The 26241-nt window shown below is 65.2% G+C and carries 26 protein-coding genes and 1 tRNA gene; 12 read left to right on the forward strand and 15 right to left on the reverse strand.

The genetic code is table 11. The features are described from left to right. Positions 1-15 precede the first annotated feature (15 nt). The 4 genes from deoC to RWH44_RS12175 all read left to right on the forward strand — a co-directional run bounded on the left by deoC (position 16) and on the right by RWH44_RS12175 (position 2215). Complete coding sequence (gene deoC, locus RWH44_RS12160; RefSeq protein WP_316004769.1) at positions 16-687, forward strand: deoxyribose-phosphate aldolase; 672 nt, start codon at positions 16-18, stop codon at positions 685-687. A gap of 65 nt (positions 688-752) precedes the next feature. After that, positions 753-825, forward strand: a tRNA-Thr gene (locus RWH44_RS12165). A gap of 211 nt (positions 826-1036) precedes the next feature. Beyond that, complete coding sequence (locus RWH44_RS12170; RefSeq protein ID WP_298873495.1) at positions 1037-1432, forward strand: hypothetical protein; 396 nt, start codon at positions 1037-1039, stop codon at positions 1430-1432. Between the two features lie 204 nt (positions 1433-1636). Continuing rightward, the gene (locus tag RWH44_RS12175; RefSeq protein WP_316004770.1) at positions 1637-2215 is read left to right on the forward strand and encodes an isochorismatase family protein; all 579 of its coding nucleotides are present in this window, start codon (positions 1637-1639) and stop codon (positions 2213-2215) included. Here the strand turns inward: RWH44_RS12175 and RWH44_RS12180 are convergent. The 3 genes from RWH44_RS12180 to RWH44_RS12190 all read right to left on the reverse strand — a co-directional run bounded on the left by RWH44_RS12180 (position 2204) and on the right by RWH44_RS12190 (position 6021). Continuing rightward, positions 2204-3328, reverse strand: a complete 1125-nt coding sequence (locus RWH44_RS12180) for an ATP-binding protein (protein WP_316004771.1) — start codon at positions 3326-3328, stop codon at positions 2204-2206. The genes RWH44_RS12175 and RWH44_RS12180 overlap by 12 nt on opposite strands. 106 nt (positions 3329-3434) lie before the next feature. Next, positions 3435-5021 (reverse strand): molybdopterin-dependent oxidoreductase, encoded by a 1587-nt coding sequence (locus RWH44_RS12185; protein WP_316004772.1) that lies wholly within the window; start codon positions 5019-5021, stop codon positions 3435-3437. A gap of 43 nt (positions 5022-5064) precedes the next feature. After that, positions 5065-6021 (reverse strand): DMT family transporter, encoded by a 957-nt coding sequence (locus RWH44_RS12190; RefSeq protein WP_316004773.1) that lies wholly within the window; start codon positions 6019-6021, stop codon positions 5065-5067. Positions 6022-6101: 80 nt separating this feature from the next. Here RWH44_RS12190 and RWH44_RS12195 point away from each other — a divergent pair, with 80 nt between their 5' ends. Beyond that, positions 6102-6590, forward strand: a complete 489-nt coding sequence (locus RWH44_RS12195; RefSeq protein WP_316004774.1) for an Lrp/AsnC family transcriptional regulator — start codon at positions 6102-6104, stop codon at positions 6588-6590. Between the two features lie 76 nt (positions 6591-6666). Further along, positions 6667-7365, forward strand: coding sequence for a hypothetical protein (locus tag RWH44_RS12200; RefSeq protein WP_316004775.1), 699 nt, complete (start codon positions 6667-6669; stop codon positions 7363-7365). A 7-nt stretch (positions 7366-7372) separates the two neighbouring features. Here the strand turns inward: RWH44_RS12200 and RWH44_RS12205 are convergent, their stop codons facing one another. The 4 genes from RWH44_RS12205 to RWH44_RS12220 all read right to left on the reverse strand — a co-directional run bounded on the left by RWH44_RS12205 (position 7373) and on the right by RWH44_RS12220 (position 10856). Next, on the reverse strand, positions 7373-7558 hold the full coding sequence (locus tag RWH44_RS12205) for a hypothetical protein (protein WP_316004776.1): 186 nt from the start codon (positions 7556-7558) through the stop codon (positions 7373-7375). Positions 7559-7650: 92 nt separating this feature from the next. Then, positions 7651-8691 (reverse strand): aldo/keto reductase, encoded by a 1041-nt coding sequence (locus tag RWH44_RS12210; protein ID WP_316004777.1) that lies wholly within the window; start codon positions 8689-8691, stop codon positions 7651-7653. Between the two features lie 132 nt (positions 8692-8823). Continuing rightward, a complete protein-coding gene (locus tag RWH44_RS12215; RefSeq protein ID WP_316004778.1) occupies positions 8824-9852 on the reverse strand; it encodes a methionine synthase in 1029 nt (342 codons plus the stop codon). A gap of 20 nt (positions 9853-9872) precedes the next feature. Further along, positions 9873-10856: a putative oxygenase MesX gene (locus RWH44_RS12220; protein ID WP_316004963.1), complete on the reverse strand. Its 984-nt coding sequence runs from the start codon at positions 10854-10856 to the stop codon at positions 9873-9875. A gap of 120 nt (positions 10857-10976) precedes the next feature. Between RWH44_RS12220 and RWH44_RS12225 the strand changes: the two genes are divergently transcribed. From RWH44_RS12225 to RWH44_RS12240, 4 genes are all read left to right on the forward strand, one after another. Then, entirely contained in the window at positions 10977-11924 is a 948-nt protein-coding gene (locus tag RWH44_RS12225) for a LysR family transcriptional regulator (protein ID WP_316004779.1), read from the forward strand. A gap of 61 nt (positions 11925-11985) precedes the next feature. Further along, complete coding sequence (locus tag RWH44_RS12230) at positions 11986-12600, forward strand: hypothetical protein (RefSeq protein ID WP_316004780.1); 615 nt, start codon at positions 11986-11988, stop codon at positions 12598-12600. 182 nt (positions 12601-12782) lie between these two features. Next, the gene (locus RWH44_RS12235; RefSeq protein WP_316004781.1) at positions 12783-13976 is read left to right on the forward strand and encodes a low temperature requirement protein A; all 1194 of its coding nucleotides are present in this window, start codon (positions 12783-12785) and stop codon (positions 13974-13976) included. 145 nt (positions 13977-14121) lie between these two features. Continuing rightward, complete coding sequence (locus tag RWH44_RS12240; protein WP_316004782.1) at positions 14122-14580, forward strand: helix-turn-helix domain-containing protein; 459 nt, start codon at positions 14122-14124, stop codon at positions 14578-14580. Positions 14581-14713: 133 nt separating this feature from the next. Here the strand turns inward: RWH44_RS12240 and RWH44_RS12245 are convergent, their stop codons facing one another. Continuing rightward, positions 14714-16012 (reverse strand): RES family NAD+ phosphorylase, encoded by a 1299-nt coding sequence (locus RWH44_RS12245; protein ID WP_316004783.1) that lies wholly within the window; start codon positions 16010-16012, stop codon positions 14714-14716. A gap of 309 nt (positions 16013-16321) precedes the next feature. Between RWH44_RS12245 and RWH44_RS12250 the strand changes: the two genes are divergently transcribed. Continuing rightward, positions 16322-17131, forward strand: coding sequence for a hypothetical protein (locus tag RWH44_RS12250; protein ID WP_316004784.1), 810 nt, complete (start codon positions 16322-16324; stop codon positions 17129-17131). 16 nt (positions 17132-17147) lie between these two features. Here RWH44_RS12250 and RWH44_RS12255 read toward each other — a convergent pair whose 3' ends face one another. The 6 genes from RWH44_RS12255 to RWH44_RS12275 form a co-directional block, all read right to left on the reverse strand. Then, positions 17148-18497, reverse strand: coding sequence for a DNA methyltransferase (locus tag RWH44_RS12255; RefSeq protein ID WP_316004785.1), 1350 nt, complete (start codon positions 18495-18497; stop codon positions 17148-17150). Positions 18498-18571: 74 nt separating this feature from the next. Further along, positions 18572-19087, reverse strand: coding sequence for a DUF1643 domain-containing protein (locus RWH44_RS16085; RefSeq protein ID WP_367575652.1), 516 nt, complete (start codon positions 19085-19087; stop codon positions 18572-18574). A gap of 6 nt (positions 19088-19093) precedes the next feature. Continuing rightward, positions 19094-20899, reverse strand: a complete 1806-nt coding sequence (locus RWH44_RS12260) for a hypothetical protein (RefSeq protein WP_316004786.1) — start codon at positions 20897-20899, stop codon at positions 19094-19096. Between the two features lie 9 nt (positions 20900-20908). Beyond that, the gene (locus RWH44_RS12265) at positions 20909-23548 is read right to left on the reverse strand and encodes an ATP-binding protein (protein WP_316004787.1); all 2640 of its coding nucleotides are present in this window, start codon (positions 23546-23548) and stop codon (positions 20909-20911) included. 174 nt (positions 23549-23722) lie between these two features. Beyond that, positions 23723-24346 (reverse strand): DUF3846 domain-containing protein, encoded by a 624-nt coding sequence (locus RWH44_RS12270; RefSeq protein ID WP_316004788.1) that lies wholly within the window; start codon positions 24344-24346, stop codon positions 23723-23725. A 171-nt stretch (positions 24347-24517) separates the two neighbouring features. Continuing rightward, positions 24518-24865 (reverse strand): hypothetical protein, encoded by a 348-nt coding sequence (locus RWH44_RS12275; protein ID WP_316004789.1) that lies wholly within the window; start codon positions 24863-24865, stop codon positions 24518-24520. A gap of 247 nt (positions 24866-25112) precedes the next feature. Here RWH44_RS12275 and RWH44_RS12280 point away from each other — a divergent pair, with 247 nt between their 5' ends. Further along, positions 25113-25925, forward strand: coding sequence for a GIY-YIG nuclease family protein (locus RWH44_RS12280; RefSeq protein WP_316004790.1), 813 nt, complete (start codon positions 25113-25115; stop codon positions 25923-25925). Here the strand turns inward: RWH44_RS12280 and RWH44_RS12285 are convergent. Further along, positions 25922-26233, reverse strand: a complete 312-nt coding sequence (locus RWH44_RS12285; RefSeq protein ID WP_316004791.1) for a hypothetical protein — start codon at positions 26231-26233, stop codon at positions 25922-25924. The genes RWH44_RS12280 and RWH44_RS12285 overlap by 4 nt on opposite strands. Positions 26234-26241 lie beyond the last annotated feature (8 nt).

Raw genomic sequence — 26241 nt, forward strand, 5'->3', positions numbered from 1 at the left:
CCCGAGGAGACCCCTATGACCGCGCCCATCGCCGACCTGGCGAGCTACATCGACCACACCCTGCTCAAGCCCGAGGCCACGCGCGCCGACGTCGAGCGCATCATCGCCGAGGGCGCCGAGCTCGGCACCTACAGCGTGTGCCTTTCGCCGTCGTTCCTGCCGGTCGAGCTGCCCGACGGCCTCAAGCTGGCCGTCGTGTGCGGATTCCCCAGCGGGAAGCACCACGCCGAGGTCAAGGCCGCCGAGGCGGCGTTGTCGGTCGCCCAGGGCGCGCACGAGATCGACATGGTCATCGACATCGGCGCCGCCATCGAGGGGCGCTACGAGGTCGTGGAGGCCGAGATCCGCGCCGTCCGCACCGCGGCTCCCGCGCCCACCGTCCTGAAGGTGATCATCGAGTCCGCCGCGCTGTCCGACGAGGCCATCGTGGCCGTGTGCGAGGCCGCGGTCGAGGCGGGTGCCGATTTCGTCAAGACGTCGACGGGCTTCCACCCCGCGGGCGGTGCCACCGTCCACGCGGTGCAGCTGATGAAGCGCACGGTCGGGGACCGCGCCGAAGTGAAGGCGTCCGGGGGAGTGCGGACGCGCGCCGCGGCCGAAGAGATGATCGCCGCGGGGGCCTCTCGCCTCGGGCTGTCGTCGAGCCGCGACATCCTCGCCGACCGCTCCGCGACGGGCGACTACTGACCGCGTACCGCGAGGGCCGCGGAAGCATGTAAGATCGATGATCGTGCACGCGACAGCGCGCACATGCCGCCTTAGCTCAGACGGCAGAGCGATTCACTCGTAATGAATAGGTCAAGGGTTCGATTCCCTTAGGCGGCTCCGAAGGCCCCCACCCGCTTCCACCGGGTGGGGGCCTTTCTTCGTCATCGAGATCTCACCGGTCTGACGGTCATCGCACCGCGCGTCCTCGCTCCCGTCGCCACGCGGCGTCTGGAGGCCCCCAAGGGGCCGGGAAGCTCCACGGGTGTCCCGATAGGCTGGAGAGCCGTTCCGCGTCCGCGTGACGCGTCGTCAGCCCGCAGGAGTCCCCGTGTCGAACGCCCTCGATGCCCTCATCGAGATCTTCACGTGGGTCGGGCTGGGCGGCGGACTGCTCCTGGCCTTCGCGGCGGTGGTCCTGCTGCTGCTCGACGGCACGTGGGCACCGGCGCGGGCCGTCGTCGAATCGGTCGACGGAGGCCGCGTCGTGCGGTGGTTCGACGACCGGGGCGGCGTCAACGAGGCGCCCCTGTCGGCCCACGACGACGCGAAGATCGGCACGGCCGACATGGCCGACATCTTCTACCGCCGCGGGGTGCCGCATCGCATGCGTCTCACGCGGAACTCGCCCGTGGTGCGTTTCGTCTCCCTGCTCGCCGCCGGCGTCCTGGCGCTGGGGGCGGTGGCGTTCGTCGTCTCGATCGTGCTGCTGTTCGCCCGCGGGTGACCCCACTCGGCGCCTGAGCCCGGGCCGTGGTCGGCGCGGGTCGCGTCGCGCCCCCGACCCGCCTCGCGCCCGCCCCACCCGTCCCCGACCCGCGTCGCGCTTGACCCGCGTCGCGCCCGACCCGCGCCCGCCCCACCCGCCCCGTACCACGCGCGTCCGCCCCGGCTCCGGCCCGCCCCCGCCCGACGCGCGTAGGCTCGCCTCATGAGCCGCGCCCTGTTCATCGTCGACGTCCAGAACGACTTCACCGAGCGCGGGGCGCTGGGCGTGCAGGGTGGCGATGAGGTCGCCGCTCGCATCTCGGGCTATCTCGCGGCGCACGCCGACGACTACGCGCTGGTCGTGGCCTCGCGGGACTGGCACCACGGCGAGGACGACAACGGCGGGCACTTCTCCGCCACCCCCGACTTCGTCGACACCTGGCCCGTGCACTGCGTCGGCGGCACGTACGGCGCCGACTACGACGAGGTCTTCGACACCACGCGCGTCACGCACCACCTGAAGAAGGGCCAGGGGAAGCCCGCCTACTCGCTCTTCGAGGGGGTCTCCGACGACGGCGAGACCGCCGCGCAGCTCCTCGAGTCCCACGGCATCCGCGACATCGACATCGTCGGCATCGCGACCGATTACTGCGTTCGCGCGTCGACCCTGGATGCGGTGGCGGCGGGCCGCGGTGTGCGCGTGCTCACCGACATGATCGCCGGGGTGCACCCCGATTCGAGCGCCGCAGCACTGCGCGAGATCGAGGCGGCCGGCGCGGTGCTGACCCGCTCAGTCGACTGAGTCCCCGAGCGCGACCGGTTCGTCGTCGTCGGAGCGGGGGATCGTCAGCGTCACGGTCGTGCCCTCACCCGGGGCGCTGGTGATGCGGATCGACCCCCCGTGCTCGGAGACGACGCGCTGCACGCTCGACAGACCGATACCCCGGCCGCCGTCCGTCGCGACCGCGTAGCGCCCCCGGTGGCCCTCCTGCGTGATCGTCGCGAGATCATCGGGGTGGATGCCACGACCGTGGTCGCGCACGCGGACGGCGGCGCCCTCGTCGGTCTCGAACGTGTCGATCTCGATGACATCGTCGGAGTACTTCGCCGCGTTCTCGAGGACATTGGCGATCGCACGACGCAGTCCCAGCACGTCGGCGCGCACCGGGACGGCATCCATGATCCCGAACCGGACGCGGCCGAGTTCGCCCGGCAGCACGAGGGAGACGGCACCGCGGGCGACGAGGTCGAGGGTCGCCCGACGCCGACCGCGCTCGGAGGACGAGTCGACGTCGGCCATGAGCGCCTGGGCCATCGCCACGATGTGGTCGCTCGCCTCTCCGGCGAGGCGCAGCAGGCGGTGGTCCGGCGGCAGTTCCTCGCCGATGAGGTCGAGATAGCCGCGAAGTGCGGTGACGGGGGAGAGCAGGTCGTGCGCGAAGGTCCTCTGCAGGGCCGCCTGTTCGTCGGCGGCGCGCTTCTCGCTCGTGAGATCCCGCACGATCTTGACGAACCCGAGCACCTGGCCCTGGTCGCTTCGGATGGCGGAGATCGTCACGCGCGCCCAGAACTCGCTCCCGTCGCTGCGGACGCGCCAGCCCGTGTCCTCGACGTGGCCGTCGCGCTGGGCAGCGGCCAGCAGCTGGTCGGGGAGACCCCGCTGCTGCGCCTCCTTGCGGTAGAAGCGCGAGAAGTGCGAGCCCAGGATCTCGTCTTCGCTGTAGCCCTTGATGCGCTCCGCGCCGAGGTTCCAGCCGCGCACGAAACCACCGCTGTCGAGCTTCACGATCGCGAAGAGATCGACCTGCTCGTCCCAGTCGCGGGGGACCGAGCGACGGATGCTCGTCAGAGGGTGGTCGCGCATCGCCCCCGGAGTCGCGGGGAGGGTGGGAGGCTCATCCGGTACGGAGGTCATGCGACGCTGTCGTGGGTCGGGATGCTTGCTGAAGGCATCTTCCGATCATGTCGCCCACCCGCCGTGATGAACAGCGATTGACATCACGACCCACCCTCGATCTCGGTCACGAAACGGTCACGAGTGTGCGCTGCCATCCGCTCGACCCGTCGGGAGCGATCGGGGCCTGCTCCTGGATCTGCAGGTTGCCGTCCTTGTCGGTCGCGCGCACCGCGATGTAGTGGCTGCCGGCCTCGGCGGCCCACTCGAGACGCCACTGCACCCACGACTGATCGTTGATCGGCGTCGACAGCTGGGTCTCCTGCCAGTCGCCGTTGTCGATCTGGACCTCGACCTTCTGCACCCCGACGGGCTGCGCCCACGCCATTCCCGCGATGACCACGGTGCCGGCGGGCACCGGAGCGCCGATCTTGGGCGTGTCGACGCGCGACGAGAGCTTGATGGGAGCCTGCGCCGCGTAGCCGCGGGGAGTCCAGTACGCCTCGTCCTTGTCGAAACGCGTGACCGTCAGCTTCGTGACCCACTTGGTCGCCGAGACGTAGCCGTACAGGCCCGGCACCACCATGCGCACCGGGAAGCCGTGCTCGAACGGCAGGGGCTCGCCGTTCATGGCGACCGCGAAGATCGCATCGAGGTTGTCGTCGGTCAGCGCGCTGAGGGGAGTGGATGCCGTGTACCCGTCGACGCTCTCCGAGAGCACCATGTCGGCGTCCGACTGGACGCCCGCCATGCGCAGAACGTCGCGGATCGGGACGCCCGTCCAGATCGCGTTGCCGACCAGGCTTCCGCCGACCTCGTTCGAGACGCAGGTCAGGGTGACGCCGTACTCGTTCAGGCCCATGTTGACGAGGTCGTCGAAGCTGAGCTCGACCGGGGTGTCGACCATGCCGTCGATCTGCAGGCGCCAGGTCGTGGGGTCGACGTTGGGCACCGTCAGTGCGGTGTCGACGCGGTAGAAGTCGCCGTTGGGGGTGATGATGGGGCTCAGCCCGTCGATCTCCCAGTTCGCGCCCTCGGGCACGGTGACCGTGGTGCGCGGCGCGGGCAGACGCAGGGCCTCGCGAGCGGCGGCGACGGAGGAGGTCGTGGCGTTGAGGATGCGCGATCCCACGCCGACGACGACCGCGCCGACGGCGGTCAGACCGGTGAGCAGGAGGAACTGACGGCGGCTCGTGCGCGCCTTCTCGCCGTCGCGGTCCTCGGCCGCGGCGACCCAGCGCTTCAGTCGCGCGATGGTGAGGATGAGGACGGCGACGCCGCCGATCGTTCCCAGGACCGGGGGCAGCCACGCGAGGGCCCCGGCTCCGGCGCGGGTGATGATCGCCACGGTGGCGAGGACGCCGCCGATGCCGACCAGCACGGCTCCGACCGGACGGAACCGGTACTGCAGCACACCGGCCACGGCGGCAGCCACGGCGGCGCCGAGTCCGACGCCGACGAGCAGGGCGATCTTGTCGGTCTCGCCGAACAGCGTGATCGCGAGTTCTTTCAGCGGACGCGGCACGATGTCGACGATGAACGAGCCGACGGCCAGGACCGGGCTGGCGGAACGGGCCACCAGTGCGGCGAACAGTTCGGCGATCGCCAGAAGGGTGGCGGCCGACACGATGCCGGCCAGGGCTGCCCAGATCCAGGCGTGCGGTCGGCGCACCGTGGTGGTGTCGGCGGTGGGGGCCGCGGTGTCGGTGGTCATGGCATCCTCGTTTCCGGTGCCGCGCACGCGCGACCCTGCCTCATCACCTGTTCGGAGCGGACGCGGGATCGGATGCCATCGGGCGCGACGCCGTGCGCGCAGGGGCGAGGGCGAAGGCGGCCACCCCGCAGGTGATCAGCACCAGCGCGACGACGAGCCCGGCGGAGAGCGGCTCGCCGAGCAGGGGGACGGCCACCAGAGCGGTCAGCACCGGGCTCAGTGCTCCGGCGGCGGCGGGGATGCTGCTGCCGAGGTTCTTCACCGCGACGACGTAGCAGGCGGTCGACAGTAGTCCCGTCCCGACGCCTTGCACGAGGGCGTAGGCCGCCCAGGCCGGGAAGTCGACGTTTCCCTGGAACGCCTGCGACGGCATCGCGCCGGTGGCGGCGAGGGCGAGCGCGGCGAGGAGCGACGCGACGGAGACGACGGCGATGACCCCGACGGGATCGAGCCGCGTCCGCGCGAGACCGATCGTGTACGCCGCCCAGACGAGACCCGCCGCGAGCAGAACGGCGATACCGCCGGCATCCACGATCCCGCCGATGAGGATCGTGCTCGCCGCGACTCCCGCCACGATCGCCGCGAGCGCGATGAGCCGGGTCCGCGACACCGTCGTCCGCCGGTGCAGGAAGAGCAGGATCGTGACGAAGAGGGGGACCGTCCCGGGCACGAGGAGTCCCGTCAGAGCGGCCGAGGTGAGGTGTGCGCCCCACGCGAAGAGGAGGAAGTGCGGGAGCCCGGCGAGCAGGACGAGGGCGGTGACCGTCGCCGGCTCCCCGCGCAGTCGGCGCAGCGTCCGAGGGATCCACGGGGCGAGCAGGACGGCGGGGACGCCGAAGCGCACGATCGCCGCGTCGCCGATGCCCATCCCGGTCGCCTCGAGCGCTCGGGTCGACAGGGCGAACGACGACCACAGGCAGACGACGGCGGCCACGGCCGCGATCCCGACCACCGTGCGGCGCGACAGGGCCGAGGGGCGGGGCAGGACGAACGTGGTCACACTGCGAGCGTAGGAAGGAGGGCGGCGCAGCGGATTGCGAAGATTGCTCGCTCGACTCGTCGTTTGGCAGAATCTGCCACATGGAAGCCCTCGACGCGATCGATCGCCTCATCCTCGCGGAACTGCAGCGAGATGGTCGTCTCACCAACCAGGACTTGGCCGACAGGGTCGGGCTCTCGCCGTCGCCGTGTCTGCGCCGCGTGCGCCGGCTCGAAGAGGCGGGGACCATCTCGGGGTACCGCGCCGTGGTTTCGCCGAAAGCCGTCGACCTCGAGATCACGGCGTTCGTGCGCCTGCGGTTGGCCTCGCACGAGGGGGCGACGGTGGATGCCGTGGAGCAGCGCCTGCGCGCGATCCCGTCGATCGTGGAGGCCCACCTGCTCGCCGGCGACTGGGATTACCTCGTGCGCATCGTCACACCGACCTTCGAAGCGTACGAACGCCTCCTGCGGGAGCACCTGCGCGCGATCCCCTCCCTCTCCTCGATCGACACCACCTTCGCCTTCGGGGTCACCAAGCCGCTCTCGCCCCTGCCCGTCGACGGTGCGAGCGCGCCCCGTGGGAGCTGACGCGCACCTCGCTACGATGTGACCACCCCGCTCGGGCGTCGCCGGGGCCCCACCGCTCGAGAGGAGCCGCACCGCCGTGGACGACCTCGCGCGCTGGACCGCGGCCCTGACCACGATGGTCGGACTCGGGGTGACGTTGGGCCTGAATCCGGCGCTCTATGCCGCGACGGCCGACGCCCTCGCGCAGAACACCCGGGTCGTGGCGCGCGTGGGCTGGATGGTCGCCGGACTGGCCACCGGGGCGACCGTGCTGTACCTCGCGCTGCAGAGCTTCGACCCGACCGAGTTCGTGGCGGCGGCGGAGCGCGGCACGACCGAGGCGGTGCTCGATCGTCGCGTCGACCTCGCCGCCGGCGCGGTGTTCCTCGCCGGTGCGGTGGCCGTGGGGATCTGGAGACTCCGGAGGCCCGCGCAACCGCCGCATCGCTCGACCGCGTCGTCGCATGCCCATGGGTGGAGCTCGTACGTGCTCGGCGTCAGCTGTTCGATCGTGGGGTTCACCACGTTGCCCATCATGTACATGACCGGTCGCGTGGCCGACGGGGTGAGCGATCACCCCCTCCTGCGGTGGCTCGCGTACGCGGTGTTCCTCGCCGCTCTCGTCGCCCCGTTCGTGCTCCTCGCGACGGCCTGGATGCGATTTCCCACGACGGCCGCGCGCGTGAACGGCGTCTACATGCGGCTGATCGAGAAGGACCACCGCGTGTTGTACGCGGTGGTCCTTCTCGTCGCGGGCGTCGCCTGTGTCATCCTCGGGGTCGTCCCCGGGCGGTGATGCGCGGTCAGCGTGCCCGGCGCTGCTTCGCGAGCTTCGCCACCACGCGACGGCGCACCCTCTGCACCTTGGGGTCGGTCCACACGCGGTAGGCCACGGTCCCCGCGGCCACCGCGCGCCCGATCGCCGTCCGCGCGATCACCGCTCCCGCCAGTCCCACGGCTCCGGTTCCGATCCATCGTGCAACGCCCATGGCGCCTCCTTCAGTCAGCTGGAGACCCAGCCAACGCGATGAAGAGAGGGATGCCGTGCCGCTTGCGCCGCGAGCGGCGGTGTGCTGTCCGCTCAGGCGATGCGCTCGCCGACACCGGCGGCGAAGGGCTCGAGTGCCGCGATCACGTCATCCGACAGTGCCGTGGTGCTGGCGGTGACCGCGTCGTCGATCTGGCTCGTGCGCGAGGCGCCGATGATCGCGGTGGTGACGACCGGGTCGCGCAGCACCCAGGCGACGGCGAGCTGGGGGATCGAGAGCCCGGCCTCGCGCGCGACGCCGTCGATGCCGCGGATGCGCTCGAGGTAGTCGTCGGTCAGCGCCGAGGCGTCGAGGAACCGGCTGTCGGCGGCCCGGGAATCGGCGGGCACGGTGCCGTCGAGATACTTGGCCGTCAGCAGGCCCTGCGCGAGGGGTGAGAACACCGCGCTGCCCACGGCGAGGCCGCGCAGCGTCGGGAAGAGCTCCGCCTCGGGCGTGCGGTCGAAGAGCGAATACCGCGGCTGGTGGATGAACAGGCGCACGCCCTCGGCCGCGAGGAGCTCGTGCGCGCGTCGGGTGAGGTCGGCGGGGTAGTTCGAGATCCCGGCGTAGAGGGCCTTGCCGCTGCGCACGATGTCGGCGAGGGCGTGCACGGTCTCTTCGATCGGGGTGTCGGGGTCGACGCGGTGCGAGTAGAACACGTCGACGTAGTCGGTGCGCATGCGCGTGAGGCTCTGCTCGAGGGAGCGCATCAGGTACTTGCGCGAGCCACCGTCGCCGTACGGCCCCGGCCACATGTCGTAGCCCGCCTTCGTCGACAGGAACAGCTCGTCGCGGTAGCGCCGGAGGTCGCTGTCGAGCACCGTGCCGAACGTGCTCTCGGCGGCGCCGTAGGGCGGGCCGTAGTTGTTGGCCAGGTCGATGTGCACGATGCCGCGATCGACCGCGTGACGCAGGATCTCGCGCTGGACGTCGAGCGTGCGCCCGGTGCCGAAGTTCTGCCACAGCCCGAGGGAGATGCGGGGAAGGGGGATGCCACTGGCCCCGGCACGCTGGAAGGGCACGTCGTCGTAGCGGGTCGGTGCGGCTTCGAAGGGGGAGACGAGGCGGGGGTCATCGGCGGCGATGGGCATGGGACTGCTGCTCCTCGGAACGGGGAAGGGATCGTTCCGACTCTGCCACGTCATCCGCATTCTCGACGGGAATCGGCCCGCGTGGGGCGGTCGGTCAGGGGCCGGGTTGCGGTCGCGGCCCCTGACCGGGCCTCAGTCCGCGAGCTCCTCGCGCAGCAGCGCCGCTCCGGCGGTCAGCGCGCTGACCTTGTCGAACGCGACACGACGCGGCAGCGGCGCCATGCCACAGTTGGAGCTGGGGATGAGCTTGTCGGCATCGACGAACTGCAGGGCGCGGCGGAGGGTGTCGGCGACTTCCTCGGGCGTCTCGATGCGTTCGCTGGCGACGTCGAGGGCGCCGAGCATGACCTTCTTGCCGCGGACCAGCTCGACGAGGTCGATCGGCACGTTCGAGTGGTGGCTCTCGAGCGAGACGATGTCGATGCTCGAGCGCTGCAGCAGGGGGAACGACTCCTCGTACTGGCGCCACTCCGAGCCCAGGGTGGCCTTCCAGTCGGTGTTGGCCTTGATGCCGTAGCCGTAGCAGATGTGCACGGCGGTCTCGGCGCGGAGGCCCTCCGCGGCGCGCTCGAGGGCGGCGATGCCCCAGTCCTTCATCTCGTCGAAGAAGACGTTGAACGCGGGCTCGTCGAACTGGATGATGTCGACGCCCGCGGCCTCGAGCTCGCGCGCCTCGTCGTTCAGGATGGTCGCGAACTCCCACGCGAGCTTCTCGCGGCTGCCGTAGTAGCGGTCGGACAGGGTGTCGATCATCGTCATGGGACCGGGCAGCGCCCACTTGATCGGCCGGTCGGTCTGCGCGCGCAGGAACGCGGCATCCTCGACGAACACCGGACCACGTCGGCTGACGGCGCCCACGACGGTCGGCACGCTCGCGTCGTAGCGGTTGCGGATGCGCACCGTCTCGCGGTTCTCGAAGTCGACGCCGTCGAGGTTCTCGATGAAGGTGGTCACGAAGTGCTGACGCGTCTGCTCGCCGTCGCTGATGATGTCCAGGCCACGGCGTTCCTGCTCCTGCACCGCGGAGCGCAGCGCGTCGTGCTTGCCCTCGACGAGCACGTCGCCCTCGAGCTCCCACGGCGACCACAGCACCTCGGGCTTGGCGAGCCACGCGGGCTTGGGGAGGCTGCCGACGGTCGAGGTGGGCAGGAGCGTCGTCACGGGGCTGGTTCCTTCGAAGGTCATCGGACGGGAGCGGCGTGGTCGGCTGCCCACGCGTCGAGGATGTGGCGGTGGGGCTTCACGAAGTGCTCCTCGGCGTAGCGTCCCTGCGTCACGGCGAGCTGGCTGCGCTCCTCGCGGTCGTAGTCGATGCCGGTCCGCACGAAGTCGGGCTCGTCGAGCGTGGGGCGGTACACCTCGCCCGCCGGGCTGACGGCGTTGTAGATCTCGGGGCGGTAGATCTTCTGGAACGTCTCCATCGTGGCGATCGTCCCGGCCAGCTGCAGGTCGGAGTACTCGGAGGTGAGGTCGTCGCGGAAATAGAACGCCAGCGGCGCGACGCTGCCGCGCGGCATGAAGTACCGCACCTGCAGGCCCATGCGTCCGAAGTAGTCGTCGGTCAGCGAGAAGGAGTCCTGCGCGTACTCGACGCCGAGCACGGGGTGCACGACGCCCGTGCGCCGGTAGGTGCGGCTCGTCGACACGCTGATGCAGATCACGGGCGCCTGCGCGAAGCGCTCGCGGTAGGCGTCGGAGTCGAGGAAGTGCTGGAAGATCTTCCCGTGCAGGATGCCGAAGTCCTCCGGCACCGTGAACCCGGTGCCGCCGGCGTTCGCGGCGGGCAGCACGACGCTGAAGTCGTAGTCGCGAAGGTACGAGGAGAAGTTGTTGCCCACGATGCCGCGGTGGCGCTCGCCGGTGCGCGTGTCGAGGATGCTGACGTCGAGCACCTCGATGACGGGGAACTCCTCGTCATCCGCCCCGTCTCCGAAGCGCAGGTGCACCGAGACGATGTCGAGCTCGACGCGGTACCGGTCGGCATCTCCCGGCACGAGTTCGTTCAGTCGGTGGTTCATCATCGACAGGGCGTTGCGCAGGTTCTGCTGACGGCCCGCGCCGCGCGCCAGGTTGGCGAAGTTCGTCGTCACGCGCGAGGCCTCGGCCGGGGCGTAGTCCTCGTCGAAACGGGTGGTGGTGATGCTGAACGTGATGTCGTTCGCCATGACGGGCCAATCGGGTGCGGGGGCCGGGTGGGCCCGCGGTTGGTGGTGTTCTCCATCGTGCGCCGAGGGCTCGGTCATCGGGTAATTCCCGCCGACTATGCAGTGCTATAGCTTTGAGCTATGGCTAAGCGGTCGAGCGGGATCACGCTCCAGCAACTGCAGTACTTCATCGAGGTCGCCGCCGAGGGCTCGATCTCCGCCGCCGCCGATCTGCTCTACGTCGCGCAGCCCACCATGTCGGCCGCCATGAAAGACCTCGAGACCCGGGTCGGCCGCGACCTGCTCACCCGCTCGGCCCGGGGGATCACGCTCACCAACGACGGCGTGGAGTTCCTCGGCTACGCCCGCCAGGTGGTGGAGCAGGCCGAGCTCCTCGAGCGGCGCTACCTCGGCCGCCCGCCCTCGCGGCGCCTGCTGGGCGTCTCGGCCCAGCACTACTCGTTCGTCGTCGACGCGTTCGTGCGCATGGTGAAGGCGACGGATGCCGCGGAGTACGAGTTCTCGCTCCGCGAGACGCGCACGTTCGACATCATCGAAGATGTCCGCACCCTCCGCAGCGAGCTCGGCATCCTGTTCCGCAACGATTTCAACCGCAACGTGCTCGACAAGCTGCTGCGCGATTCGGGGCTGGCCTTCCATCCGCTGTTCGTCGCGGAGCCGCACATCTTCGTCTCGCGGCGGAACCCCCTGGCATCCCGCCCGCGGGCGACGCTCGACGACCTCGTCGACCTTCCGCGCCTCACCTTCGACCAGGGCGCGAACAACTCCTTCTACTTCGCCGAGGAGATCCTCTCGACGCTGTCGAGCCGCCAGGAGATCCGCGTCTCCGACCGCGCGACCATCTTCAACCTCATGATCGGCCTCGACGGCTACACGATCTCGACGGGCATCATCAGCGACGACCTCGACCCCGAGATCGTCGCCGTGCCGCTCGAGGTCGACGAGCAGATCGAGATCGGCTGGATCGACCGCACCGCGATCCCCCTCACCGAGCAGGCGCAGCGCTACCTCGGAGAGGTGCGCGCGGTGGTCGCGGAGTTCGGGGTCGAGCTCCTCGACGAGGGATGACGGATGCCGCGGCCCCGCCGCATGCCGTCGCGGTGATGCACCGTGCGGCACACTGACCCGCATGCACGGGGGAGCACGACGCGGTATCGGTTCGGTGGCCATCGGCCTTTCTGCTTTGCTGGCGACGGGGTGCGGGGTGATGCCCTCGCCGGAGGCGGAGCTGCAGGACGCGCTCGCGCGCTCGGTGGACAGGGCGCAGGACACGTTCTGGCCGTACCGCGCCGACATCGTCTCCGACCCTGAGGCCGCGATCGCCCGGATCGGATCCGTCTCCGACGTGCGACCCGCGTACGCCGATCCCGCCGTCGTCCCGGCCGGGGGGTCGTTGAAGCTCCTCGGCCTCGCGGCATCCGATGACGGCACGTCGCTGATCCTCGCGACCTCCGCAGGGGTCGAGACGGGCGGCGGTCTCTTCTACGACCAGCGCAGCGCGGCGGTCTGCTTCGAGCTGCGCTTCCCGGCCGGCGAGCGGAAGATCCACACCTTCGCCTCCGACTGCACCGACGGGCAGGGGCACGGCCTCGCCGACGTCGCCGAGGTCATCGACTACACGCGCTACGGGGAGCCACGGTCGATCGACGGCCTCGACGTGCGGCGCACCGTGACCACCGAGGACTATCCGTCGATGCCGTGCCAGTGCGCCAGCGGTGGGACGTGCGACTGCCCGGGCGGGTGAGGCGGTCGGTGCGGCCGCTCTCGCAGAAGACGCGGTCACGGTGGGACCGACCTTCTCGGCTCCGTTTCGGGTTCTCGTCGTGACGGCTCGAGCCGGTCGTCGTCCGGTGCGAGTCGTGCGGGCCCACGGACGCGGATGTTGTCGCTCCGCCTGGGGCCAGCGCGTCAGTGTCAGGATGGGGCATGGCATTCGGGATGGCCCGCGACGTGTTGCGCCCCACGGACTCCTCGCGCGCGGATCGGGTGACGTACGTCGAGCTGTTCTTCGACCTGATGTTCGTTCTCGCGCTGACGCAGTTGTCCGCTTACCTGTACGAGAACCAGACTCCGCTCGGCGGTTTCGAGGGCATCATCATGGTCTGCGCACTGTGGTGGGCGTGGGTGTCGACCACCTGGGTGACCAACTGGCTCGACCCCGTGAAGCTTCCCGTGCGCGGAGCGGTCGTCGCGCTGGGTTTCGTCGCGCTCGTGATGAGCGTCTCGATCGCGGAGGCATTCGGTGATCGAGCGTGGGCGTTCGCGCTGTCGTACGTCGTCCTGCAGGTCGGGCGCACGGGGTTCATCGTGTGGGCGACGGTTCGTCACGACCGGCGGGTGGCGCACGATTTCGCTCTGATCCTCGGATGGACCGTCGTCGGCGGCGCCCTCTGGATCGTCGGTGCCGTGCTGCCGCATGCGTGGCAGCTGCCGTTGTGGACGGCGGCTCTCGCCCTCGAACTGCTCGGCACGATTCTGGGGTACCCGATACCGGGTCGAGGGAAGGTGCGGCTGCAATCGTGGGATCTGTCCGGTCCCCACATCGCCGAACGGACGGCGCTCTTCGTCCTCATCGCCGTCGGCGAGGGGCTCCTCGTCACCGGCCTCGCGTTCGTCGAGAAGGAATCATCCGCGTCGTCGGTCGCGGCGCTGGTGACGGCGTTCGTCGCTGCCACGGCCGCGTGGTGGATCTACTTCGATCACGGCGAGCGCGTCGGTGCGGAGGCGATCGAGGCGTCGGACGAACCGGGCCGACTCGCTCGCACGGCGTACACCTGGGTGCACCTTCCGATCATCGCCGGGATCGTGTTGATGAGCGTGGGCGACAAGGAGATGCTCTCGCATCCCGACCAGCGAAGTGTCGCCGCGACCATCGTCATCGTCGGCGCGCCAATCCTCTTCCTCGCCGGCACCGCGCTCTTCCGGCGCACGCTCGAAAGACGGTGGTCGCGAGCTCAGCTGGTCGGCCTCGTCGGTCTGGCCGTGCTTGCGGCGATGGCTTTCTTCCTCCCGTTCTTCGACGCGCTCCGGCTGTCGATCGCGGCCGCGGTCCTTCTCGTCGGTGTTGCCGCGGGGGAGACCGTCGAGCGGGTGCGTCGCGGGCGCAAGGCGGGGGGATGACTCTCCTCCCGTCAATCGATCGCTGCTGACGAGGAGCGCCCGCATGCTGGAAGCAGAACCGCCCATGGCAACAGGGTCGCGCGAAGTGCTCGGAGGTCGGGACTCCCGCGGAGATCGCTGAGGCGGATATCCGAGGAACGTTGACGTGGTGGGCACGGTAGGACCAGCCTCTAAAAAATCAGCAGGGCTGCTTCCACCCCTGGAAAAACTGCAGAAGTTGGCTGAACTCGCCGCGGTCGTGCCCGCAGATCCCGATACTGACCTGGACGAAACTGGCCGCTCGTGGCTGATCCGCCGCCGTCTCAGCTACGAGCAGGTTGCAGAACTAGTGGAGCTGTATCGATCGGGTGTTGGAACGCCGGCGCTGGCTAAGCGTTTTGGCATCTCGAAGCCGAGTGTGCTCGAGCTGCTCCATGATCGAGGCGTCCGTATGCGCCGTCAGCCACTAACGAAGACGCAACGAGCTCGGGCGGTACGGCTGTACGAAGAGGGTCTCGCCATCAAGCCGATCGCGGCCGAGCTTGGTTCCAGCTTCGGTGCTGTCCACCGCGTGCTCAAGGCAGAGGGTGTCAGGCTGCGTCCGCGCCCTGGTCAGTACATGTAGCCTTCTTGGTTTCATTGCGGGCATGCGCGAATAGCGCTTTCGCGGTCGAGACTGTCGTTCACAAATACCACTGGGGAACGCTTCACTGGGATCGGCGCAATACGGACCGGCGTGGCCGTTCAAGAGCGCTGGCCTACCCACCGGTATCGAAGAGCGAGGTGTCCTCGGCCCCGTCAGTCTTCACGCCCCAAACTCGTGCTGTCTTTACCATGATGCTCCGGTCCACGCGGTACCGGTGCACTGTGTTTGGATCGATGATGAACAGCGCGTCCTCCGAACCACGCTCTGTGCCTCGCTTGTAACGGTCCATCCGACTGGCGGGCTTGTCGACTTGCTCAAACCAGCGAGGGTCACCGAAGAACAGCACGACGTTCTTGCCACTCTTGTTGACACGCGAGGGGTACACAATGCCATCAAGTCGAGGCCTCGCCCAATATCGGAAAGCGTCTGTGAGCACCTGTGTTGGGGCGTAATCCACCGGATGATTCCCATCCAGGATGACCGGCTGTGTGATTCGCTGGACGTAATAGGCCAGCGAGGCCAGCCGGTCGTCGCCCTCGCGAGGTGGGGAGTCGTCAAACACGCTGCGAATAGTAAGCGACGACGTGAGGTCGAGAACGCGGAGACGCTGCTGAAGGACGAAAGCGCCAGCCACTGGCTCGTCATAAGGGCTGTGGGTGGCTACCTCTGCGCACGCAGTCTCCGCATCAAAGGCAGCATAAAACATGGGCACCCCTTGTGCATTCATGCGACCTGCGCTCGCGCGGTCTGCTGGCGCTGGACCGAGTTCAACTGCGGGCGACTCGCGTGCGTCTCGCTCGAGCTTGCGCGAGTCGCGCTCTATACGGGCGCGATACAACTTCGTTCCTGGCTGTAGATGTTGTGTGAGCCCGACGTGCTTCTCTGCGAACACCAGGAGAGACCTCACGAAGGTCCAGTTTCTCTCGGGAGCAGTCTCAGCACGGTCGTTCGAGGGCGGTGTCAGTAGTCGGGACTCGTGCTTCACGCTCTGCTCAAAGTCGTCCCATTCGAACTCGACGCCGGCTTCATAGTCCATGTCGTACGGCTCGAACCAGTCCAGCTCCTCATAGATGAGAGCCGCGACACGTCGGCCCAGGTCATCTACGACATCCCCCGCGACACATCCGTCGAGAAGGTTCGCTACTACTTCTTCCGTCGTCATCGGCTCGAGCAGTTGCTCACCGTCGAAGAACTGGCCCTCGTGGTTGTAGTACTGCGTCGCCGCCCAGTCCACTAGTTCCGCGACATGCTGCAGGTTTACGACCGGTCCACCGAATCGGAGACCGTCTGGCGGACACAGCGCGCAGCTGCCTTCCTCTGCGAATGGAGCGATACGGCGCAGGAGGTGAGCGTCAGAGATGTGCGCGACGCACATCGCGTCCGTTGTCGCGGTCACGCGAGGAAGTTCCATCTGCTCATCGTGCCGGACTTTGTCATCCCAACATGTTGCCACCCTGCGCGACACCTAGAACTAATGTGGGCGCTGCGTACATGCAGCCATCGGGTACGTAAGCATGGCGGAATTGGGTGTCGAGGTGTCGCCTACAACGAAAGCTGGAGTCGGATGAGATAGGCCGGACGATGCTGAACGCTACAGGCCGGTCGGAGGTGGAATCGAGGCCTCTCCGCGGACTGGAAGGCTGTCGCGGCGGAACTCGGTCTAGTCTGGTGCGCAGGCGGATCGGGCAGTAGAAGACGGCGACGCTCGCATGTCTGCCCGATGCGCGACAGGGACCAGGTTGACGCCGAGAACTGGGGAGAGATGGGTACGAGCGAGGACGAGCGCGAATTTCTTGAGGAGGCATCTCAGGCGGTAGATTCTGAGGTTTGCTTCTTGCCTAGCGCTACGGATCAAGCAGTTCGTGTTCTCGGAGCCATCCGCGATTCCGCCACCTGGGTTGCAAGCGATCGTCCCGACTTTTATTCGTTGCCCAATCAAATTGGTCTCGAAGTTATGCGCGTGGACGATCATCCGAAGGTCGGAAAGGTCACGAATCCAACACTGGCGAGGGAGCGCGAAGTCAAGCGCGAGCTTCTTGCTGCATTCCCCTCGATCGCTAAGGATGCGAGAATATCCGTTCTTGCGAGCACGGACCTGCCAAGCTATCAGGACCATAATATTGAGGCCTACCGTGACATCTTCCATCGCGTTCTCACGGGGCATGCGCGGAAGGTTGAGGCATACCGAGAGAACCATCCCGGATATTTGATAGTAATGCTCGTCCGGGACGAATCTTCAGCATATGCGATCACCGAGCAGCCGGTCCCCGTCTTGAGAAACGGGCAGTCAACGCCTGCTAGGCCTCATCTCTGGTTTCTAGACTCTCACTTTACAAATGTGATCGCTGAATCGAACGCGGACTTCATTATCTGGTCGACTCCGTATAAGCATGTGTGGCATCTCGACCCAAGTGGCCAGCGTGTGAAAATGGATCTGCCGGCGCTCGCGATTTATGATGTCGCCGAGATGGCGCGCTGGTCAGAGTCTGTGACGTACGATCCAAGATTTATCGTGAGCCTCGAAGAATAGGCGCAGGTGAACGGAATCAAGCGACATTCTTGCGCATGATGAGGATTGTTTCTCTCGCCATAGTTTCGCCTGCCGCGTTCCGTCTTGCCATGCGTTTCCGTGATGGAAGTAGTCGATCGATGCTGCGCACGTGGCGATAGTTGAGCGCCTCGAGTATCTCCTGCGTGAATGCCACCAGGGGGACATCGGCGTCCGCGACGCGTCGCTCGCCCAGAGTCAGGAATATGTAACCGCCCTGGCGGAGTGCACGGTCGGCCGAACGAAGTGCCCGGCGATAGTCGTCAACGAAGGTAATAACCTTCTGCGTCGTCCCATTTTTGTAACTGCGGTCATTAATCCACTTGGTTAGGGAAGGCACCTCTTCCGCAATCTGAGATGGCACCCCCTTCGCAGCGGTGAGTCGACGTCCCCCCAGACTGACCGTGTCGAGCGTTCCAGGACGTGAGATTCTGTCGATGACTACCTCCCCAACGAGATCGCTCGCTGCTATCCATTGGAGCGGCAGGTAACTGTACTGACCGTACGGCACGGTTGTGTGGTTGTCGCCATATGGAGGAGAAGTCATGATTGCATCGACAAGGGTACCGTCGGGCAGCCCCTCCATGACGTCCTCACAAAAAAGCGTGACAGTCCCGTGATTCGGCGGCAATGCGGTCTCATGGTCTCGGATGCCGTCCACGTTGCTTGAGAGAATTAGCCCAAATTGCTTCAGCGCGTCAGGCGATCTATTCTCCATATCCTCATCTGAGTACTTATGCAACTTAAATGTCGAGAGGCGGGAATTTGATACGAACCGAACAGTTTCGGCTAGGCACACCCATAGAAAGCGTCGTAATCTTTTGTCTTCTTCGCCTCTGATGGCCTCGTGAAGACGGCTCAGATCTCTGATCACGGTCGGATCAAACCACTTGTCGCGGTGCGCGAAGTTCAGAGTCCACTCGGAAGTCGAATATATGGCGCGGTTCAAGACACGCTTTCCGCCGTCCCGAGCAAATTCGCTCTGTGGCGGGTGAGCTTTGACATGACTGAGTAGCACGGCCATGGGGTTGATGTCTGAGCCGATAAACGAAAGGCCCAGATAAAGGGACTCCAGTAGGACAGTTCCGGATCCCATGAATGGATCGTAAATCAGCTCCACGCCGGGATCTGTCTCAAGTAGATCCTCCAGAAGGGCTCGTTGCAGTTCTGGGACCATCATGGCCGGATATTGGAAGTACCCGTGGCCGCCCACCCGGCCGCTTATTCCCCTGAAGTCCCAGTAGTGCGGGTTCTCCTGCGCTCGTTTGTCGAGGCGCGCCTCGAGTGACTCTGCGGGGCCCTCGGTCAGAGTCGGGAGGTCGCTTCGAAGCGCATGCTCAGGTATCATCTCGCGTCGAGCCTAGTCCCAGGGAGGCGGCATCTAAGCATCACGCGGCCCGGACATCGTTGTTCCTAACACGATCACGCACTGAGGGCATCGCTGATGGGTACCTGGCGAAGCTGCTCCACCAATCGCTCCTCGAAAGTTCCACCTGAGGTCCGACCGTGCCGGTCACTCAGGTACTGGTGCCAACGAGATGGGTGACGAGCATTCCCGACTTGCCATACGTACGCATGCGATGCCAGCTCGAGCTGGCGCCGTAGCCACGCCTTCTGGTCGTCGAGGTGGGCTTTGGCTAACCCCGACACGGGAATCGTCCCGAATCCAAGCAGGACTGCGTCCGCCGATCTCAGCTCGCGACTGATTAGATCGCGTGCCTTCAGCCAACCGTGACGATCGCAACCGAGTAGGCGGATGTCTCGCGAGCTTTTGCTCGGCTCAGCGAACAGATTCGCAATCGTGATATCCGGGAAGCCAAGCAGAGTGCCGGCGGCCTGCACTCGCCGCGCCGTGCGGCTGTATTGATCCAGGGAAGGGTTCGCGAGAATTGCCAGAAGGCGGCGCGTGTACTTCCCTCTCTTAGTCAGTCCTGGCATCGCGCGTTAGATCACGTACTCCGGGGCCGCCTGGACAGAGCCGGGTGGCATCGTGTGTCGCATGATCTCGGCGGGCGTATCGGGCCTGGACTGGTACTGCGACAATTGAACAAGCAGCGCCTTCGCGTGCGCCTCAACCAGGCGACTCACGCGTCTCACCCCGAATGTAACGGCCCCAGTGTCCGCCGTCACCTGAAGGCTTATCGTCCCGTCCACGAACAACTGACCGAATGCCGCTTCGTAGAGCCGCTCGGCAACCTGAGCCCGCTCTGCAAACTGGTCCTTCGCGGGTAAGAGCACAATGCTGGCCTCTGCGGTTTTAACTCGAGATGCGGTCCAGTCGCGTAGCTTCTTCGGAATCTTCGCCCATCCTGCGGAAAGAGCGTGAGGGTTTGCAAGAGACTTGTTGATCTTCGATGATCCGTCTGTGGAAAGAACACACGCATCCAGAACCTGAGGCGGAAGGTAGATCCTGCGCGCAAGATTCGCAAATAGGCGAGCCTTCGTCTCAGGCCTCAAAGTGCCCACCGGGAACAGGCGCGCGGCAGACCCATCGGTAATTCGGGGTTCTTCCTCGAGCATGGCCAGAGTGAAGGCGGTCGGCGCGTGAGCCCGCTCGCCGTTCTTTCTCACCATGAGATCGCATGACTGGGCTAGAAGGATGGCGTGGCCAGTACGTCCATCTCGCCCGGTCAGTTCGTAAATGTCGCCCACTTCGGTCGCGCTCTTCGCCGCGATTAGGTCGGCCGTGTCATCGAATCGCTCTCCCCATTCCAGGGCGCGCGTATCTGACGAGCGGGGGAGAACGTCAGAGATCGTCCTCGCGGCGGCCCTTCTGAGCCTTTCCATCTCTGATGTGGGTGGATTATGAGCGAGGTGTTTCTCGGTTCGGCGGCGAAAATATGATCGAGCAAGCCTCAAGAGGCCGTCGCCTTCAAAGACGCCCTCGTCATATGCGCTCGCAGCGGATGCGAGGATTACGTAGTAGCCGATTCCTTCGAGAAAATCTTGCGTCTCTCTGAACGCTTCAGCCAGGGCGCCGTTGGTGTGTTCCTTCACGCGGGCGAGTTCGGTCACATGAAGGAAGAAACGAAGACCCTCGACAAAATCTTGTGGCGCGCGTACTCGATCTTTTCCAATGGCTGGAATTGCCTTCTTGATCTTCGATCGAAGTTCCTCCGAGACTTTCACCTCAGCTTCCGGTCCGCGCGCGTCCTGGGTCAAGATTCCGCAGTAGACGCCGCTTCGTTCCGTCTCATGAAGCTCGCGAATGAAATCGTCGCCGCCTGTTGGCCCAGCGTTTGCTCGGGACAAATTTCGGTCGAAGAAAATAAGAGTGCCGGGGTGCCCCTCGCTCAGGAGGGTGTCGCGCTGAGCTCGCCATTCTGCGACGGAGAGCGGGATGTACTCGACCCTTCGTGGCAGGTACGGTTTGATGGCGTCTAAGGTGGCAAGGTTGCGAGGAGTGTCGTCCGGCGCGGGGAGCGCTCGGATGATGGACAACTTCTCCGTATTGTCGAGATCCTGCCAAAGTGAGTCTATGTCGTCTCGAATTTCGTCTCCTAGTGAGGAGTCGCGACTATCTTCCACAAGTTCATCGATCCCGTGGATGGCAGCCGCAGCGGAGAGTTCGGCTCTCACATCAAGGTAGCCGACCTTGACGTCGATCAAATTCTGCTGATCTGCTTCCGCGTCAAGGTCGTCGTCGATGACAAGGAGGCGAGTAATCTTCAGCTGTTGGAGCAACTCGCTGATCGCGTTGCGCACTTCCGGACTAGGTGCGGAATCTGCAGACAAGACACCAGTGCTCATCATCAGTCCTCAGCGTTGAAGGTTGACACGAAAGCGGAAGCGGTTGCCAGCAGTATTGCGCGCTGGGTCGAGTGAGATTGAGAAGCCTTCCGATGCGAGCAGCTGCTGCACGACGAACAGTCCGAGACCCCTGCCCTGTCTTGCGGGCTTTCGGGTGACGAAGGGATCGAACAAGAATTCGTCGACGGTCGGATCCACGCCTGGTCCGTTGTCTTCGAGGGTAAACCCATTCTCATTGATTGTGATCAGCACGCGACCGTGATCTACCCAGCCGCGCCGAATCGACTCCATTACCCAAAATTCGCTATTGAGTATGAGGTTGTCCAACACTTGACCGAGTTTTCCGCGGCTCATCTTCACGGAGAGGGGCGCGGTCGTTGCCACCTCGAACGAGATCTGATCACCCCGCCATCTGGCGTTGAAGTATTCCGCGGTCTCCGCGACAACGTGACCCACGTTCACCGTCTCCCTCCGGTCTCGTACGTAACGCATCGACGAGTCAAGATGAGAGACTTGCTTGTGGAGCGACTGTATGGAGGAACGGACCTGTTCGATGTATTCACCGAATCTCGAATTGCGTACTTCTACGTCGTTATACTGCGCGATTTGACGGCTACGCTCTCTGAGCCTGTCAGTAACGTTGAGTACCTCGTGTGAAACCGCCTCGGCAGTGATCCCAAGGGACACGACCTCCCAGACTTCCCTAACCTGACGCTCGGCCTCGATGAGCCGTTCCAGAAGGAGGTCCACGACCTCGCGCCGATCTGCAATCTCACTTGTGGCGGTCTGAACCGCCATCAGCTGATTTTGGAGGGCATTCAGCGCACCAGCCATGTCGTGAGCAATTTTTGCGTTCTCCGAGATGAGATCCGGCGTGACAACATAAGAGGACTCGAGACGCTTCTGCTGAACTTGGAGTCTCGTCAGTTCATTTTGCGCATTCCGTGATGCAGCAGTTGCGGCCACGGCCTTGGTTTGCGCTTGATGAGCTCGCTCGAATTGCTGAGTAATGTCGCGCGCAAGCTCCTTTGACGATGACCGCTCGCTTAGGCCGTTACGGTCCTGCTTCCTAAACTTGAGGTAGTCGTTGTAGCCGCGCCGAACGACTGTCTGAAACAGCTCGGATAGCTCGAGCCAATTCCGGAGTATCAGCTGAAAATTTCGGTAGGGTGCAAGATCGCGAAATTCTTCGCGATTACTAGTCTCCTCGAGGGCGGAGTTGTGTTCCGCGGTGAGGTTAATGTGACCGACCACGTTATCTGGGCGGAGCGTGTAGTAGGAGCTTCCTGTGGTCCACTGCGCACCCAGATTGAGCCAGTCCTCTCGCATCCGGATGCCGAAGCCGTTTCGGTAAAGCCTCACGCCTGTGACCGCCTTGACCCATTGCGAGTAGTCCCCGCGGTCATCAAAAACGTTCTCTGCGGCGCGCCGTGCAAGCATGTCGATGCGACCCTCGAAAGGGCCAGGGTCTGCGATTGCGCCGTCCTTCCCTGTTTCGATTCCAGGGATGCTACTTGCTACGACGGCTGTCTCAAAGAAGCAAAAGTGTCGGTAGTCACCTCGCTGAAGTTTTAGTCTTTCAGCGCGCGGCTTGCGATTGCTGGAGAACCATTCGAGGAAGGCCGCGCCGTCGTCGGGTTCAATGAATTCCGCCCAGTCGGCGGCTCCTTCGGGATTCCTATCGGGACGAAGATACTCTTTTCGCATGCCTCCCCGCACGTGCAGTACGCCAGAGTGGTACTCCAATTCATACGTCACAGGGGCGATATCGAGAGCCTGATGTGTCAACTCGCGGAGATCAATCCGGGTGCCGTTCACGCGCAGAGTAATACGAAATCCCTGCGCATCGTCGTACGGGGATATCATGTCAGCGATATCTCGCTGGAATAGTGCTCTCGAACGGTCCCAATGGTCCGGCTGTCGGAGGCCGCGAATATTGATAGTGGTTCCGGTGCGCGACGGATCATCTGTCTGACGGATGATGATCGGGACGTCCGAAAGGGCGTCAACGTCGGTGAAATCGTCCCAGAATATCGAGGCGACGAGCGTGGCGTCGGCGGTCTGTGTCCGAGTCTTTAGATCGAGCGCTCGACCGAGGCGTTGCGCCCCCAGGCGGCCGAGCCCTTTATCGCCTAGTGGTGTGCGATTGTATTGAGTGGTGCGCTCTCCGCGCGCCTTCATCTGCCGCTTTGGACTGGCAGAGACTGTGAGCCAGCCGCGCTTAATGTCGTCTATTGACATTCCTATGCCGTCGTCCGCAATCTCGATATTCCCCTGGACGGGCTCGGGCATCCGTCGTAACCGGTCCTCGAGAACGAGAATCTGGTCCATTGCCTCGTCGTGCGAGATGACGGGACTGTCTTGTCCGTCAATCACGAGATGGAGCCCTTGTAGCTCGGATTCTATGGCGCTGCGCTGAGCGATAATGGTTCGGGCTTCGTCCGGGGATATACGTTTCCCTGAACGGAGTTCGGTCCACACCGCCGTGTCGATTACAACCCGGACGCTTGGAGAATCTGCATCATAAGAGTTTTTCATCAACTCGGTTAGCGCCTGAACATCGTCGGTGATTAGGTCTTCGCCGAGCTTGAAGACGACGGACGGGTGCACGGTCAGCGCGAAAAGTTCTTCCTTCGGCGTCGACGTCACTCTTGCCCCTCCCTAGAGATCATCTTCCACAGACTAGCTTTTCTGCAGCCACGCCCGGCGCGGTGGGGCGTCGAGCCGTGACGCAACGTGCTGCACAGGGGAGCTCGGATCGAGGTCAGCCTGTTGAGGTTGGGTCTGCTCCGCTAGACGTGCGGAGTTGGATGTGTGGCCGCGCTATTGCCGAGGGGCCGATCTCCGCCCGGGGCTGCGATGCAAGGTCGACGGTTGAGGCGTGATTTCGAGTTCTGCAAGCGAAGAGGCGGCGACCATGCACAACGGTCGCCGCTTCCGTCGCGGCTGCTCGCCCTCATCGCTGCAGGCCTCAACGCGCTCAATCTCCACTTCAAGAGCGCGTGACATCTCCTGTAGGAGCGCCGCCCAGATCACCGTTTCGAAGTAGTCGTCGCGGTAGACCGGCTCCTCGTGCCACCGGTTCCCATCGAGCTCCCGGCTCCGGACTCGGTAGACCCCAGGTTCGAGCAGCCGCTGACGGATCTCGCTCGGCAGATCGGTACTCTCGCCCTCGTCGTCGGTCAGTCCGACGACCGCGACGTCTTCGACGAGCCGCGCGTCGCGCGCCTCTGGAACGTTGAACCGCCACAGGAACGTGGCGCGCCGATTGAATGGCAGGTCGCGGATGAGTCCTTCCTCGTTGACATACATCGTGACGCCGAGGTCCGGGATGTCGACCGCTTCAATCCAGCCGCCTACGGCCCGCTGAAAGTCTTCGAGCGAATCCAGCGCGTCAGTCCTGAGGGGTGCGGTGTTGTCTGCCGGAATGATGATGCCCTGAACCATGGTGGTGTTCCTCCTTTGTGCGTGCGACCGGGAACCGGGGTGGTTCTCGTTGAATCGCAGAGCACAAACGAGGTCGGGTAATAGGTGCGGGGGAGTTGGTGCGGGGCGGCCGGCGAGCAAGCGTCCGAGTGAGACGTCGCTCGAGCCGGCCGCCCGGGTGAGGTGAAGCCGTCAGGTGCCCTGCGGCTTCGGCGGCGTGCGCGGGGGCTTCGGTGCCGGTGTGGCGTCGAAGATGGCGGCGATGGCGTCGCGTTTGCCTGCCGCCTCGCGCTCGATGTCGTCGCGCACATCCTTCGCGCGGCGTTGGATGGCTGGGTCGGCTTTGGTCTTGTCGATCCAGGCTTCGATGGCGAGGCGGACTTCGTCGGTGACGGTCCGGTCGTTGAGCTGGGCGATGATGTCCAGCTGAGTGCGGGTGGCCTCGTTGAGTCTGACCGCGAGGGGTCTGATCGGGCCGTAGCCGAGTCCGTTGGCGGACACAGCCGAGGCGGGCGGAGTAGTGGTGTTGGACTCGCTCATGGACGGGTCACCTTCCTTGACGGGTGCGGCCCGAGAACTCGAATGGTTCTCTCCAAGACCGCATACCGGCAACGAAGCTGTGGAGCGGGTGCCAGGACTGAACTGCAACACCCGCTGCCACCAGTGAACGACGGGACGCGCGGCGCGCCAACCGTCCGATCGAACAAGAGCCGAGGTGCATTGGAATATGGCGGGGTGGCGTGAAGCTCGCGATACTGTGGCGCTCAGTCTGACAAGGAGCCGCGCAATGCCTCTCACGTTCGGTCCGATTTTGCTCGACGCGGGCATTGACCCAGCACGAATCCTTGTCATTCGTCACGCCTTCGTGCAGGAGCACGAGGAGAGCGGCCTTCGCGGACTCCATGCGGACTCCACGCACAGCGAGATCTTCGACTACACCCGCCAACAGTCAGCGGATGCGCGTCGTTTCCCTGTCTCTCCGCCAGGGATCTGGGTCGTTTTCATCCGAGAGGGCGGCGATCGAGCGCGGCTTTGGTCTGTGGTCGAGAACCGAGGCGAGGTGGCGAACACCGGCGTGCTGAGGACTTTCGACGTAGTGGAGACCGGCCACCTTGCGGATCTCCGATCTCGCCTAGTGATCGAATGGAAGTCGCCTAGGACGTGGCGCATGAGCGGGACCGCTGCCGCGTCATATGCAGTGATGAGCATCGCGGACGCCGAGCCTGTTCCGTTCCCGGGCTTTGGTCAGCTGCTGCTCGACTACTCGACCATGCAGGCGGTGCTGCGCGAGCCCCGCTACGCCTCATGGCGAACCGCGCTGTCGTCCGTTCTCGGCGTCTATCTCATTACCGACACTCGCAGCGGCAAGCATTACGTGGGCAGAGCCAACGGCAAGGAGAGTGTTCGGCAGCGGTGGGGTGCCTATGCCGCCAACGGCCACGGCGGCAATGTTGAACTTCGCGGCCTCGACCCTTTGGGCTTCCGGTTCTCGTTACTTCGTGTTTTTGATCCGTCGACGCCTCCGCGGGAGATCGACGCGGCTGAGCGGCACTTCAAGGACGCGTTAGATTCGCGGCGACACGGACTGAACAGAAACTAGTCATCATCATCATCCGCGGTGTCGTCATCCTCCCCGTACCAGAATTGCTGAGCGCTACCGACCTGACTCATCACGGACTCGAAGTCGGCGGTAGCGTTCTCCAGATCAATTTCCGCCTGGGCGTGTTGAGCTTTTAGAGCAGCGGTGAGCGCCTCATCGCCGCGAGCGTATGCGGCGTCAATCTCGGCCACGAGTCGCTCTTCTCGAAACTCGGCTTCCTCCTGAAGAGCGCCGGCCTTTCGGGCTTCTTCTTGAAGTCGCTCCAGATCTGCTGCCGCCTGGTCGGGATCGTCATCTGCTCGCGTCATGCCTCTAG

Origin of the sequence: Microbacterium phycohabitans, from assembly GCF_032464935.1 — a bacterium.
Lineage (GTDB): Bacteria > Actinomycetota > Actinomycetes > Actinomycetales > Microbacteriaceae > Microbacterium > Microbacterium phycohabitans.